This is a genomic window from Paenibacillus chitinolyticus, from assembly GCF_045038035.1.
In the GTDB taxonomy this organism is placed as follows: Bacteria; Bacillota; Bacilli; order Paenibacillales; family NBRC-103111; genus Paenibacillus_F; species Paenibacillus_F chitinolyticus_A.
Genome location: NZ_CP173427.1, coordinates 5413138 through 5427713, shown reverse-complemented (window position 1 = coordinate 5427713; position 14576 = coordinate 5413138). Strand labels below are relative to the sequence as shown.

Annotated in this window: 11 protein-coding genes, 1 pseudogene and 1 other annotated feature; of the genes and pseudogenes, 7 read left to right on the top strand and 5 right to left on the bottom strand. The window is 56.8% G+C overall.

The genetic code is table 11. The features are described from left to right. Positions 1-57: 57 nt before the first annotated feature. Positions 58-825, top strand: coding sequence for an SDR family oxidoreductase (locus ACI48J_RS24490; protein WP_405080656.1), 768 nt, complete (start codon positions 58-60; stop codon positions 823-825). 70 nt (positions 826-895) lie between these two features. Beyond that, complete coding sequence (locus tag ACI48J_RS24485; protein WP_405080655.1) at positions 896-2161, top strand: glucuronate isomerase; 1266 nt, start codon at positions 896-898, stop codon at positions 2159-2161. 45 nt (positions 2162-2206) lie between these two features. On the opposite strand, the gene ACI48J_RS24480 is transcribed toward ACI48J_RS24485, so the two are convergent. The 5 genes and pseudogenes from ACI48J_RS24480 to ACI48J_RS24460 all read right to left on the bottom strand — a co-directional run bounded on the left by ACI48J_RS24480 (position 2207) and on the right by ACI48J_RS24460 (position 7663). Then, on the bottom strand, positions 2207-2476 hold the full coding sequence (locus ACI48J_RS24480) for a hypothetical protein (RefSeq protein WP_405080654.1): 270 nt from the start codon (positions 2474-2476) through the stop codon (positions 2207-2209). 362 nt (positions 2477-2838) lie between these two features. After that, complete coding sequence (locus ACI48J_RS24475) at positions 2839-3699, bottom strand: sugar phosphate isomerase/epimerase family protein (protein ID WP_405083281.1); 861 nt, start codon at positions 3697-3699, stop codon at positions 2839-2841. 73 nt (positions 3700-3772) lie between these two features. After that, positions 3773-4205 (top strand) — a sequence feature (23S ribosomal RNA rRNA prediction is too short). Between the two features lie 105 nt (positions 4206-4310). Further along, positions 4311-5003, bottom strand: a pseudogene (locus tag ACI48J_RS24470) (Gfo/Idh/MocA family protein); the annotation flags it as partial. 342 nt (positions 5004-5345) lie between these two features. Beyond that, positions 5346-6203 carry an AraC family transcriptional regulator gene (locus ACI48J_RS24465; protein WP_405080652.1) on the bottom strand — a complete coding sequence of 286 codons (858 nt, stop codon included), beginning with the start codon at positions 6201-6203 and terminating at the stop codon, positions 5346-5348. A gap of 299 nt (positions 6204-6502) precedes the next feature. Beyond that, the gene (locus tag ACI48J_RS24460) at positions 6503-7663 is read right to left on the bottom strand and encodes a Gfo/Idh/MocA family protein (protein ID WP_405080650.1); all 1161 of its coding nucleotides are present in this window, start codon (positions 7661-7663) and stop codon (positions 6503-6505) included. A gap of 240 nt (positions 7664-7903) precedes the next feature. Between ACI48J_RS24460 and ACI48J_RS24455 the strand changes: the two genes are divergently transcribed. From ACI48J_RS24455 to ACI48J_RS24435, 5 genes are all read left to right on the top strand, one after another. Next, a complete protein-coding gene (locus tag ACI48J_RS24455) occupies positions 7904-9244 on the top strand; it encodes an extracellular solute-binding protein (protein WP_326053903.1) in 1341 nt (446 codons plus the stop codon). A 120-nt stretch (positions 9245-9364) separates the two neighbouring features. After that, positions 9365-10255 carry a sugar ABC transporter permease gene (locus ACI48J_RS24450; RefSeq protein ID WP_326053905.1) on the top strand — a complete coding sequence of 297 codons (891 nt, stop codon included), beginning with the start codon at positions 9365-9367 and terminating at the stop codon, positions 10253-10255. A gap of 14 nt (positions 10256-10269) precedes the next feature. Further along, a complete protein-coding gene (locus ACI48J_RS24445) occupies positions 10270-11094 on the top strand; it encodes a carbohydrate ABC transporter permease (protein WP_405080648.1) in 825 nt (274 codons plus the stop codon). Between the two features lie 52 nt (positions 11095-11146). After that, positions 11147-13330: a histidine kinase gene (locus ACI48J_RS24440; protein ID WP_405080646.1), complete on the top strand. Its 2184-nt coding sequence runs from the start codon at positions 11147-11149 to the stop codon at positions 13328-13330. Beyond that, positions 13327-14505, top strand: a complete 1179-nt coding sequence (locus tag ACI48J_RS24435) for a response regulator (protein WP_405080644.1) — start codon at positions 13327-13329, stop codon at positions 14503-14505. The genes ACI48J_RS24440 and ACI48J_RS24435 overlap by 4 nt, the downstream gene beginning before the upstream one ends. Positions 14506-14576: the final 71 nt, after the last annotated feature.

The following is a 14576-nucleotide window of genomic DNA, read 5'->3' as shown; positions in this document are numbered from 1 at the left end:
TTATATGTAATCGGACAATCCGTCACAGCCGGAGCACCCCAAAGGAGTCACACTCATATGAACCTATTCGATTTAACGGGCAAAACGGCCGTCGTCATCGGCGGCAACAGCACGCTGGGCGGGGAGATGGCGGCCGGACTGGCGGGTCACGGAGCGCGGGTGGCCGTTGTGGGCCGCAATCCGGATACCTCCGCTGCGGTCCGGGACCGCATAGAGCAAGGGGGAGGCGAGGCCCGCTGCTTCCAGGCGGACGCGACATCCTCGGGAGATTTGCGGCGTGTTCTGGACGAAGTGCTGGACTGGACGGGCAGGGCGGATATCCTGCTCAACTGTCCGGGCAAAAACAGCGCGACTCCTTTTTTCGAGATCACGGAAGAGGAGTGGGACAGCATCATGAGCGTCAATCTGAAAAGCGTCATGCTGGCCTGCCAGGTCTTCGGCAAATATATGGTGGAAAGCGGCCGCGGCGGCAGCATCGTCAACATTTCGAGCGTATCGGCCGATCCGCCGTTGTCGAAGGTATTCACTTATTCCGCTTCGAAAGCCGGTGTGAACAGCGTGACCAAATATTTGGCAAGGGAGTTCGCTCCGGCCGGAGTGCGTGTGAATGCGATCGTGCCGGGGTTTTTCCCTGCGGAACAGAACCGCAAAATTCTTTCGGAGGAACGGATTTCCTCCATTATGAGCCATACGCCGATGAACCGGTTCGGTGAAGCGCGCGAGCTTCAAGGCGCCGCCGTGTACTTGTCCTCATCCGCGGCGTCGGGTTTCGTAACCGGCTCTATCCTGCGGGTCGACGGGGGATTCGGGGCCATGACGATTTAGAACCGGGCCTGGCGCTCCTTGGCAGGTTTTTTTGCATAAACTATCCCTCTATCAAAAAGGATGTGGAACGATGAAGGCACAAACGATCCAAAACGCGGCGGAGCTGAGAAAAATCGTCGGTCGGCTGGCCGCTTCCACCCCGGTCACCGACATGCATACCCATCTGTATTCAGCGGATTTTGAAGTCTCTCTGCTTTGGGGAATCGATGAATTGCTGACTTATCATTATCTGATTTCGGAGTCTTTCCGCTGGTCGGAAGATTCATACGATGCTTTCTGGGAGATGTCGAAAAGGGAACAGGCGGATCTAATCTGGAAAAATCTGTTCGTCGATCATTCTCCGGTGAGCGAGGCGGCAAGCGGACTGATCACGATTTTGAACCGGCTCGGACTGGATGTTTCCAGCCGGAACCTGGAAGATTACCGCCGCAGCCTGGAAGGTCGGGGCTTGCGCGGACAGCTCGACACGGTCATGAAGCTCGCCAAGGTGGAGCACATCGTCATGACGAACGACCCGTTCGATGCGGCCGAGCGGGCGGTGTGGCTGGACCGCGGAGGCAATACGGATCCGCGTTTCTCCGCGGCTCTGCGTGTAGATGCGCTGCTGAACAACTGGCCGCAGGCAGTGGGTGAGCTGAAGCGGCTCGGATACCGCGTGGAGGAGGCATGGACGGAGGAGACGCGTGGGGAAGTCCGCCGCTTCCTGTCGGAATGGACCCGGCGGATGGATGCGCTCTATCTGGCGGTCTCCATGCCTGGGGACTTTGTGTATCCGTCGGACGATCACCGCAGCCGGATGATCGACGAAGCGCTGGTCCCGGTGTGCCGCGAGCACGGCATTCCTTTTGCGCTCATGATCGGGGTGCGGCGTTCGGTCAATCCGGGCCTACGTCTGGCGGGCGACATGAGCATGCACTCGGACGTGACCGCGGTGGAAGCTCTCTGCCGGCGCTATCCGGACCAGAAATTCCTCGTCACGATGCTGGCCCGCGAGAATCAGCATGAGCTTGCGGTGCTTGCGCGCAAATTCCGCAACCTGATGATTTTCGGCTGCTGGTGGTTCCTTCACGTGGAATCCATCGTGGAGGAGATGACCCGCTTCCGGGTGGAGCTGCTCGGAACCTCCGTCATCCCGCAGCATTCGGACTGCCGCGTTCTCGAGCAGCTTATTTACAAGTGGGAGCATTCCCGTTCCATCATCGGCAGGGTTCTTGCGGACAAGTACGAAAAGCTGTACGGCAGCGGCTGGTACGTGACGGAGGAAGAGATACAGCGCGACTTCGACGACCTGTATCATCGCAATTTCTGGCGGTTTTTGGGCAGGGAGGCGAGGTAGGGGCATCCATAACGGATGTGCTGTAATTTTTAGAGCCCGAAAATTTTAGGACTCGTACAAATTCTTGAGCTGATTATAAAGCTGCTCCGAAGAGAGTATGTACACGTTCCCGATGTGGCCATCCGTAAAGCCGAACTTTTGCTGATCGCCTTCATATAAATTTGCTGAATATCTAAAACCCGTTCTCTGTTCCTGGTTAGGATCGGGGGTTATCTCTATGGTGCGGGCCTCGTCGATCCATTTTCGAACGATTTCTTTCTCGGTAAATGTTCTAAGTTCACCGGTGGAACCGTTATGGATATCGATCCGATCCATTTTGTCCCACTCACCTTGGAAATAATTCGCTAATGGTTTTGGGGACATTTCAATTTCCGGATTTATGACTTTCTCGATTTTTCACACCCTACTACTAATAAAGATAGCACGATTAATAAAAAAATTTTCTTCACGGGGATCCTCCCTAGGAAAATTTTAATGACATTGAATTGTATCGGGTCGATAAGCGTCAAAAGAGGCATCGAGCTATCTTCATTTTACATAGATAATAATGGAGTTTAAATGGTTTGGATAAAAAGAGCAGGGCGGTCCGCAAGAATAAAGCCGCCTGTTTTCCCGCCCCCGAAAAAGCAAAACCAGCCTGAAAATCCGGCTGGTTTTTTTATCGCTCGAACGGTGCTCTACGCCTCGGAAGGCTGCATCAGCCCGTTCATAAAAGCGCTGAACTTCTTCAGCATCTCGGGGCCGGGCAGTTCGCCGCTGAAATCCTCGACGCCCAGCCAGCCCGTATAGCCGACCGCCTGCAGATCCGCGACGACCTGCCGCCAATCGGCCATCCCCCGGTTCATGGGGCGGGCGGAGGAAACCCAGCGGGTCATGCCGTCCTCTTCGGCACCCGGCGTCCAGCCCCCGTTCTTGACGTGAACGTGGGCGAGGTAAGGGCCGAGAATTTCCATCCCCATCCGGTAATTCTCGAAGCCTTCGTAGACCATGTTGCCGGGGTCGTACAGCACGCCGATATGCTCGGGCCGCAGCCCTTCCACGAGGCGATAGGCGGCGGAGGCGCTCGGCGCAAGCGTCACGTGGTGCGTCTCGACAAGCCCTTTCACGCCGTACTCCCGGCACAAGGCTTCCGCCTCGCGCAGATAGGCCCGCTGCAGTCCGAACAGTTCGCGGAAGTTCCGCGTCCGGTCATAGCGGTGCACGCCGAGCCGGATGAAGGAAGCGCCGAGCCGCCGGGCGGCGTCGAGCACGCGCTCCGTGCCTTCCAGATCCCCGGCGTCGAGGTAAGGCGTCACGCTGAGGGAACGCAGCCCGTGACGCGCGGCGGCGTCCCGGAAGCGGCTCAGCTCCGCCTCGTCCCAGTTCGGCGGAATGGAGCAGAGATTGTTGCGCCAGAATGAAGGGGCTTCGCCGGCCATCTCGGGCGGAATCTCCTTGTATCGCCACTCAATGCCGGAGATTCCGGCTTCTTTTGCGGCGGCGGCCAGTTGTTCCGGGGACAGCTCGGGTGTAGCGACGGTAAACACGGACAGTTTCATTCGGTAGGACACCTCCGGTCGGATAGGTTGGTTATGAGTAAAACGCCATACCGCGTGCCGTTCCCAGCGTTCGATGCGGCATCGCATGTCTTTGATCATGGAATTTAGAAATGAGGGCTGCCAGGTCCAGTCAAACTCTGGGTGCCTCACACAGTACCGGGGAATCGCACAGTGAGTGCTAAGCTCTACAGTTAAGAGGGAAACAGCCCAGATCATCTGCTGTCCCCAAGTGTGTTTGAAGCGGGAAAAATGTGGAGTTGCACAGACAACAGGGATGCGGACTTAAAAGCAGCCATTATTAAAGAGGGCAATAGCTTTACTGGTCGAGTGATTCTGCGCCGAAAATGCAACGTCCGTAAAAGGCCGGAACCGTGCCGCTATTCGACCCTTACCGCTTTCTGCTGGGCGAGCAGGCAGAGCTCGGCCGCTTTGAAAGTATGCTCCTGGGTCATCGCATGCTCCGTACGGTTCAGAAAGTCGAGAATCAGCTCGCCGAAGAACGGATAGCCGACTTTGCCGCTCAGCTCAAGCCGGCGTTCGCCCTCGCCGTTCACGAGGTACAGGTTGTCGCCCTGCGCGCTGCGGGCGATATCGACGTATTTCCTCAGCTCGATGTAGCCGTCCGTGCCGAGGAGAACCGTGCGGCCGTCTCCCCAGGTGGACAGGCCGTCCGGCGTCAGCCAATCGACGCGGAAATACTGGGTCGCCCCGTTGTCTCCGAGCAGGGTCGCGTCGCCGAAATCCTCCAGCTCCGGATACTCCCGGTTGTTGTAGTTGGCGACCTTGCTGTGCAGCACCTGTGCATCCCGGCAGCCGGCAAAGAACAGAAACTGTTCGATCTGGTGGCTGCCGATATCGCACAGGATGCCGCCGTATCTGGCGCGCTCGAAGAACCAGCCGGGCCGCGAAGCGGCGTTAAGCCGGTGAGGGCCTAGGCCGAGCACCTGCACGACACGCCCGATCGCCCCGTCGCGGACGAGCTGCCCCGCGAAGACGGCGCTCTCGACATGCAGCCGCTCGCTGAAATAGACCGCGTATTTGCGGCCGGTCTCGGCTGCCGTCCTTTTGGCCGAATGAAGCTGGTCCAGCGAGGTAAACGGCGTTTTGTCGGTGAAGTAGTCCTTACCGCTGCGCATGACTTTCTCGCCGAGGGGCCCGCGGTCGCACGGAATCGCGGCGGCGGCTACCAGCTTTACTTCTTCGTCCTGCAAAATCTCTTCCAGCGACGTGGCGGGGCGTACGCCGGGATAGGCCGCGAGGAAAGCTTTTACTTTTACCGGATCGGGGTCGTAGACCCATTTCATCTCGCCCCCGGCTTCACGCAGTCCGTTGCACATGCCGTAAATATGGCCGTGCTCCAATCCCGCAGCGGCGAAAATAAAGTCGCCCCGCGCGACGACCGGCGCCGGTTTTCCTTCGGGGGCGTAGTTCATGCCGTCTTTTTTGTGCAAAAGAGATGCTCCTTTCAGGATAATGGTAGGATTACCCCTTACGAAAAGGTTCCGTATGAGATGTTGTGGAGCGACGTATCCTTCTGCTGCCGCAATGAGAGCCCTTCTCGAATGATGGGCGACCGGAGACTGGGGCTCTTGTGACAACCTTCACGACGAATGAATTGACGCTAGTCGATCCCCTGTGACCGGCCGTTAAGAAGAAAGCTGATCGCGGACCGTTTTCTTGTATTTTTCCGGCGTCAGTCCGACCTGCTGCTTGAACAAGCGGCTGAAATGAGCGAGATGCTTGAAGCCGACCTGCAGGCACACATCGGTAACGGAGTGGCCGGGATTGTGCAGGAACAGTGTTTTGGCCTCGTTGATTCTGCGGCGGTACACGAACTGAAAGATGGTCAGTCCCGTGATTTCTTTGAAGATTTTAGATAAATAAAATTTACTGAAGTTTAGATGCTCCTGAAGATGCTCCAAGTGCAGATCGTCCGCAAAGTGCCCTTCGAGAAAGCTGACGATGCGCTGGACGTGTTTTTCTTTCTCGGAAGAGAATTCGCGCCCCGTACGCAGCGTTCGCTGGCACTGCTCGTGAACGAAATACAGCAGGTCCAGGAATGAGAGGTGGAGGCGGTTGTAGGCGGTCAAACCGTCCGTTTTGCAGTGGACGCTCATTTCGTGCAGGATGCGCTCGGCTTCTTCCTTCTCGGGGCCGCGGAGAGTGAGGCGGCAGTTTTTTAATTCCTGAAAAGGCTGGAGAACATTGATCGCATGAGGCAGCTCCAGATACGGTTTGAGGGCCGCCGGTTCAAAATGCACGGTCGTTCGGATATAAGGAACGGCAGTGTCGACCTTGGGGCAGTGGAGCGTCATGCCGTTCATGAGGATGAGATCCCCGGGCTGAAGCATATAGATGTTGCCGCCGATCAGATAATTGCAGCTTCCGCCGTGGAAGTAATAAATTTCGTAATACGCATGGGAATGAAAAACGGAATCGACCTTCCCCTCGTTGCGGTAGCTCAGGCCGAGCATATCTTCGCGATCGTGCAGGTTCATGAACATGCGGGAGAGCACCACGCTTTATCGGGATGTAAGGGCCGCCCGGAAGCGGCCTTTCTGTCTTCAGTGTAGCATGCAAGCGCTTCCCGTTTCTATTCGCAGACGATGCGCGTCCAGAGCTTCGCACGTTTGCGGCACACGGTGTGTCCATGAAGCGCCGTCCTTTATGACGACGGACAATCACAGGGCACGGGACAGGTGCCCGCAACCGTATTGCACATAGCGACAGCCCGCTATGAATCCCGAAGCCGGAGTGTGCTCCTCATGCCGACGCTTATAGATAAACTCTGCGATTCGTCCTGTCAGTACGAACCCGTCGTATCGAGCGTCTTCTCTTCCGCCTTTTTCACGGCTCCGGAGGCCTGTATTTTCTGCTGAAGCAGCCCGTAGAACCGGTCTTCATCCAGCGGCAGCTCCGCCCATTCGTCCGTCCATGCGGACAGCAGCATGGCGTTCGAGAGTGTGAGCCCCTTCAAGCCCTCTTCGCCCGGAGCGATCAGGGGAGTGCCGTGAAGAATGCCGTTCACCCAATCTTGGGTGATGAGGTGATGCTGCCCGCGTTCGCCTCCGACGGGAATGTCGATTTTCCACACCTCCGGCTCCCCGAAGCCGCCCTTATAGGTACGGTTGAATTCCGTCTCGGACTGCCGCAGCCGGTAGAAGGTCAGCTTGTCGTTTTCGATGACCATTCTGCCCAGGTCACCCACCACTTCAAGCCGGTTCGTACCCGGCGTTTCGCAGGCGGACGTGATAAATACGCCCGTCGCTCCGTTCTCGTACTCCGCGTAAGCGGTCACTTCGTTCTCGACCTCGATGTCCCGGTGCTTGCCGAAAGCGCAGAAGGCGCGCAGCCGCTTGGGCATCATGCCGGTCACCCACTGCCACAAGTCGAGCTGATGAGGCGACTGGTTGATGAGCACCCCGCCGCCTTCTCCGGCCCATGTGGCCCGCCATCCGCCGGAATCATAATAGCTCTGGGACCGGTACCAGAGGGTGATGATCCAGTTGATCCGGCGGATTTCCCCGAGCTCGCCCTGCCTGATCAGCTCCCGGAGCTTCTTGTAAAGCGGCTGCGTGCGCTGGTTGTACATGATGCCGAACACTTTGCCGGACGCCGCGGCCGCTTCGTTCATTTCGCGGACCTGCTTCGTGTAGACGCCGGCCGGCTTCTCCGTCAGCACGTGCAGGCCGTGCCGGAAAGCCGCGACGGCTTCCGCCGGGTGGCCGTAATGCGGCGTGCAGACGATCACGCCGTCGATTGTGCCGGAGGCGTACATCTCTTCGATCCCGGTGAAGTGCGCCACGGCGTTCCCGAATTCCCGGGCCGCCCATTCCAGCCGCTCGGTACGCGGGTCGCACACGGCGGCCAATACCGCGCCTTTTACTTTGTTCTCAATCAAATATTTCGCGTGTGCAGAGCCCATATTGCCTAATCCGATGATTCCGATACGGACAACTTCCATCTGTATAACCATCCTCCCCGGCATAGATCCAGGCCGTTTTGTATTAGTTTAGCACGGCTGTACCGGGGAACGTTTTACTGCGCTTTGCCAGTTGGCCGGAGGATTTGACTCTGGTTGTTCAGTTGAAAAAGTTAACAATCTTGAAAAAGTAAACCACAAACCTTAATTTCTTGCATTGTTGAAAGCGCTCTAAACGATGATAATAAACTTACATTTCGAACTTAATGGGGGTCAGGAAAAATGGGCAGAAAAACAGCTCGCATCTCCGCCGCGGCTCTGGTCGGTGTCTTGGCGGTCGGCTTGACGGCTTGCGGACGCACCGATCAATCCGCGGGTACGAACACGCAGGATACGAATACGGGGTCAAAGGGAGGGGACAAGAAAGTCACCATCACCTTCCAGAACATTTACCCCGATCCGACGACGCCTACGTACAAAATGCTTCATAAAATCGTAGAACAGTATGAGAAGGAAAACCCTAACATTCACATCGAGCTTGATTCCATGAACACCGACCAGCAGAAAATGAAGCTGAAAACCCAGGCCGCTTCCAAAGAGATCCCGGACATCACGATCGTGAACCCGGCGGCCCAGATGAAACCTTTCGTCGATGCCGGGCTGCTCGCCCCGCTGAACGACATGCTGGACAAGAACGGCCTGAAAGGGACTTACCAGGACGGGCTGCTCGATTACTACAGCTTTAACAACAACGTGTACGCCCTGCCGGACGGCAATAACATTCAGGTCGTTTACTATAACAAGGACTTGTTCGCCCAGGCAGGCATCAAAGATACGCCGAAGACGTTCGAGGAACTGCTGGAAGACGTGAAGCTGCTGAAATCCAAAGGCATCACGCCGATCGCCATCGGGGAGAAGGATTCCTGGACGGGTTCGTTCCTGTTTATGAATATGCTGCTCCGCACAAACGGCGGTCCGGGCTTCCTCCAGGACGTGCTCGACAAGAAGAAGACGTTCAACGATCCGGCGTTTACGGAGGCCGTTTCGAAGTTCCAGGAGCTGGTGCAGGCCGGAGCGTTTAACGAAGGCGCGACGTCCGTCGATTACAACGCGGGCGGCAACATTTTCAAAACGGGCAAAGCGGCCATGCACATCATAGGCACATGGGAAACGGGCGCCATCGACGCTTCTTCCGTGGGCGGCAAGGTCGGCGTGTTCCAGTTCCCGACGGTAGGCGGCAAGGGCGACGTGAACCAGTACATGATCGCACCGGGCAGCGCCTTCGCTATCTCGGCCAACAGCAAGCACCTGCAGGAGACGAAAGACTTCCTGAATTACTTCACGCTGAATCTGCCGAAAGTCCAGTTTGAATTGAAGAACGCGGTGGGCATCGGGCAGAAGGTAGAGGGAGATTTTAAAGCCGCGGGTTACTCCGATCTGGCCATTTCCATCCTCGATCTGTTCAAAAACGTCAAAGGCGGCGACCTCGCGTTCGACAACACGATGAACCCGGCCACCGCTCAGGTTCACTTGGGCAGCATTCAGAATCTGTTCATCCAGAAGGCCGATCCGAAACAGGTCGCACAGGAACATCAGAGCGCTTTCGAGGCCAACATCAAATAAAACGAGGCATTGCGATGGAGGGGTTCGGACCGGACCCCTTTTTCATCGACATTTTTTTGCAAGGGCCGCAGCGGAGAGAGAAAGAGCAAGCGGCCGTTTGTCTACAGGAGGCGTACTAGAGTGAATGTGTTAAAAGTACCTGCGCGAACCATTGCCGTCTTCGTGCTTCCAAGCCTGCTGCTGTACGTCTGCATGGTGTTCGTCCCTATCCTGGTCTCGTTCTATACCGGGCTGCTGGACTGGAACGGCATATCCGGCTCCAAATTCGTGGGCCTGGCCAATTTCAAGACGATGTTTTTCGACGACCCGGTTTTCTGGCCGTCAGTCCGCCGGACGCTGCTTTACGCGGTCTTTTCCATGATCGAGATTCCGATTTGCCTGATGGTGGCGATTTTGCTGAACCGGTACGTGAAGAAAGCCAACTCACTCGTATCGATCTACTTTCTGCCGGTTATATTGTCGGTCGTCATTATCGGGCAGCTCTGGAAAACCGTCTACAATCCGGCTTCGATGGGCGGGATGATCAACGGGATGCTGACCGCGTTTGGCTTGACCGAATGGACGCACAGCTGGCTGACCGAGCCCGCCATTGCCATGTTCTGTCTGTACATCGTGTCTCTCTGGCAGTATTTCGGCTACCATCTGCTGATCCAGTTCACCGGGGTGCAGAACATTCCGGCCGAGATCTACGAGGCGGCCCGCATCGACGGCGCGGAAGGTTTCACGGCCGACCGCTACATCACGTTCCCGATGATCGTGCCTATTCTGAAAATCTCGCTCGTGCTCGCGTTTATCGGCTCCCTGCAGGCGTTCGATCTCGTGATGGTCATGACGGGCGGAGGGCCCGCACACTCCACGGACGTCATCTCGACGCATATGTACAACATGTCGTTCCTGTCCCAGAAATACGGGTACGGCAGCGCGATTGCCACCTTCCTGGTCATCCTGTGCCTGGCGTTTACGGTGTTGATTAACGTAGTTTTCAAACGTCTGGAAAATAAGGTAAGCTAGGAGGAGGACCACCTGTGAAATCTGTCAAAAAAGGAATCGTCTATACGCTTTTCGCGATTCTGATCGTCACTCAAATGTATCCTCTTCTCTGGCTGTTTACGTATTCCCTGAAGACCAACGAAGAGATTCTAGGCAGCAGCTTTTTCTCCCTGCCCGCATCGCCGAGGTGGGGCAACTACAAAGAAGCGTACGAAGCGGGACACTATCTGCAATATTTGTTCAACAGCGTGTTCGTCACCGTCGTTACGATGGTTTGCGTCATTCTGCTGAGCTCCATGGCGGCCTATGCCATTTCACGGCTGCGCTGGAAGCTGGCCCCCGCGGTCATGCTCGTTTTCCTGATCGGGCTGATGATTCCGCTGCAGGCTACGCTGCTGCCTTTAATGATTATTTTTAAAAACATGAACATACTCAACACGCACTTGTCGCTGATTCTGCCTTATATCGCGTTCCAGACGCCGGTTGCCGTCTTTATCCTGAGCGGCTTTATGAAATCCGTTCCGCACGAAATCGAAGAGTCCGCTTATATGGACGGGGCGAGCGTGTACCGCATTTTCCGGAGCATCATCCTCCCGATTTCCGTTCCTCCGGTCATGACAGTCTGCATCCTGACGTTCATCAACATCTGGAACGAATACATCCTGGCGGCGACTTTCATCTCCTCGGAGAAGCTGAAGACGCTTCCGTTCGGCGTGTACACCTTTGTGAGCCAGTATTCCGTCAACTACGGCAACATCGGAGCTTTTCTCGTCATGGGGGCGGTGCCCGTCATTCTCCTTTATTTCATTCTTTCGGAAAAAATTACGAAGGGCATGGTGGCCGGGGCGGTAAAAGGGTAAGCGGCCCTGAAGCGGCTTCGGGAACGGGCGAACAACGAAAGGGGATAAATCCTTGAGACGCGGCTTCCAATCCATCCACCACCGGTTGTTTTTTCTGTTCCTGTTCTGCATGTCCGGCATTTTGATCATCATCTCCCTGCTGTTCTACAGCCGCACGACCGAGCAGTTTCAGACGAAGATCAGCGACCTTTCCCGGAAAAACGTCTCGCAGACCGTCGACCTCTTCGACCTGCTGCTCAAAGGCTACGACAGCTTGTCCAAAACGATCGGCAACAATTTCGATCTGGTCCGTCTGCTGACGGAATCGCCGCAAGAGTCTGCGCTCGATTATATTAACACTCGCTCCGTCACTAACATGATCGGGGCGATTTTCTACTCCCGGGAAGATTTGATCGGCATCCATGTCATCATGGACAAGGGAAAGATCTACAACTACGGCAACTACATGAATGTGGTCGATCCCGAATACCGCAGTTCCGACTGGTACCGGGACGTCCGTCAATCTTCGGGCAAAATGGTCTGGCTGGGCGTGTTTCCGCATTCCCTGATCGACCAGAACGAGAAACGGACCGTGTTTGCCTTCGGCCGCCAGATTTACGATCTCAACGAGCATAAGCCGATCGGGATTGTGCTTTACGAGGCGAATCCGCAGGCGATTTTGTCGGCATTGAATAATTTGAAGCTCAGCGAACACAGCGAGGTATATCTCGTCTCGGACAAGGGGCGTTTCGTGTCTTCCACCGCTTCGGCCGAAGCGCTGCCTTCTCTCCAAGACGTCCCTCTGCCGGACGATTCCCAGGAAATGACCGTCGATCAGAAGAACGGGCGGCTGGCGGTAGCTTCCAAGCTGCCTTTCGCCGACTGGCTGGTGGTCAGTCTTACGCCCTACAAAGACCTGAACGTCGAGCTGGTGCAGATGCAGCGTTATATTATCCTGATCGGAACGATTCTCGTTCTCGTCTCGGCTTTTATCGCGTCCATCGTATCCAAACGGATTTCGATGCCGCTTATCCGGCTTATCCGCCAGATGAAGCAGGTGGAGCAGGGCAACTTCAAAGGAATCGTGAATGTGACGTCCTACCGGGAGATCAACATTCTGGTCGGATCGTTTAATCATATGGTGAACCGGATCGAGGAGCTTATCGAACGGGTGAAGATTTCGTCGGTCAGCGAAAAGAACGCGGAGCTTCATGCGCTCCAGTCCCAGGTCAATCCCCATTTCCTGTACAATACGCTGGATATGATTTATTGGATGCTGGACGAGAAAGGCAACGACAAGCTGGGCGAAGTCGTGCTCTCCCTCTCCCATATGTTCCGCTACAGCAGCCAATGGGAAGAAGGAGCGGAGGTTACGCTGCGGGAAGAATTCCGGCAGATTCACCACTATCTGACCATTATTCTCGTCCGGCTCGAAGGACGTCTGGAAGTGGAGCTGAAGACGGATGAACGGTACATGGACATCCGCATCCCGAAGATGACGCTCCAGCCCATTATCGAGAATGCCGTGAAGCACGGCCTGGAGCCGCTTAACCGGCCGGGGATGCTCACCATCTCGACGTTTGCGGGCGGCCGGGAGCTGGCGATCCGAATCGAGGACAACGGAGTCGGCATCGAAGAGGAGAAGCTGCGCGGGCTGCGCGAATCGCTGTACGGCGAATGCGCCGCGGGAGGCAGGCGGAGCGGGGGAGGCGCGCCGGGCGCTGCCGAGAGCGCGGGCGGTCCGGGCGCAGGCGGCGGTGCGGCGCAAGCGGCCGCGTCCGCTGCGGCAGGTGAGCCGGACGGCCGGGAAGCTGCCGGAGCCGGAGCCGCCGGAGGTCACGGCGATGGCGCAGCCTTTGAGGCACCCGCCGTCACTGGAGCCGGGGGCGGAGCGGCCAGCGCAGCGGCCTGCGGTGCCGGCGCAGCAGGCTCGGGCAGCGGCGCTAAGGCCGCCTCAGGCGCCGGTGCGTCCGCCTGCGGAACTGTCGCCGCCGCCGGTGCTTCCGGCCCGGCGCAGGCTACGGCACATGCCGGGCCCCCGGTTCCCACGCCCGATGCGGGTTTCCCTTCCCGGCCGGACATAAGCCGCAGCGAGGAAGATGCGTCGTCCCAGGGAGGCATCGGACTGCAGAATCTGCACCGGCGCGTGCAGCACATGTACGGCGAAGCATACGGCGTCACCGTTGAAAGTGCAGCGGGCGAGGGGACGACCGTCATTGTGAGGGTCCCGCTTCCGAAGGAGGAGAGAAACGGATGAATATACTGGTTGCGGACGATGAAAGCGTCATCCGGGAAGGGGTCAAGCGCACCATCGAGCACGCTTACCCCGGGTACGGCGTTTTCTTGGCGGCTTCTACCGAGGAAGCGGTTAAGATCCTCGGTGGACAGCATATAGACATCGTGCTTACCGATATTATTATGCCGGGCATGACCGGCCTCGAATTTATGCGGATTTCGAAGCGGAAGCATCCGGCCATCAAGTGGGTCGTCATTTCGGCCCACTCCGAATTCGCTTATGCGCAGGAGGCGGTCCGGCTCGGCGCCCGCGACTATCTTCTGAAACCGATCGGCAAGCCTAAGCTGATCGAGTTGATCGAGAGCCTCACCGGCGAGATCAGACGCGAAAACCTCCAAAGCAAAGAGAGCGTGAGACTGAAGTCGAGCCTGAAATATTTGCGCGAAGCGGTTTTTCTCCGGCTGGCGGCGGGGCTGGATACCGGCAACCTCGATATCCAGTCGTTCGTGGAGGATTTCCCGGACTATTACCTCGTGTTCGTCCAGATGGATGCCGGGAGCAAGAGCGTTCATCTGGAGCATTTTATCGTGGAAAATGTCCTCTCCGAGATGATCGAGACGCATGGCCAGGGGTTTGTCGTCAGCTACGACCGTCAGAGCCTGCTCGGCCTCGTGGCGCTGAACGGCGGAATCCGGATCGATACCCTGCTGGACGCGCTGAAAAGTCATCTCAAGCACTATCTGAAGGTACCGTTCCAGATTTTGAACTCGGGACAGCATCATGATTTTAAAAGCGTACCGCAAATCGTCACCCGGCTGAGGCAGGCTTCCGCCGCGGTCGAGTACGACAGCATCAAAGTAAGCGGGGACAAATCCATCGAGGTTGCGCTTCAATACATCAAGGCGCATTATTCCGAGGACTTGTCCCTGGAGAAGATGGCGTCCGTCGTTTTCCTGAACCCGGTCTATTTCAGCCAGCTGTTCAAGCAGAAGACCGGCCAGGGCTACAAGGAGTATGTAACGGGCCTGAGGCTGGATCAGGCCAAGCAGCTTTTGTGCAACCCGCAGCTGAAACTGGCGGAAATCGCCGAGCGGGTGGGCTACCAGGATGTGCGGCATTTTACGCAGGTGTTCCGCAAGAAATTTATGCAGACGCCTACGGAATACCGGCAGGAGCATAATGTTACGGTGGTATGAGCGGGGATTCGCGGGTTGGCAAGCAAGTCCGGACTTTAGACGATCTAACGGGTTCCCTTCTTCCGGAGGGA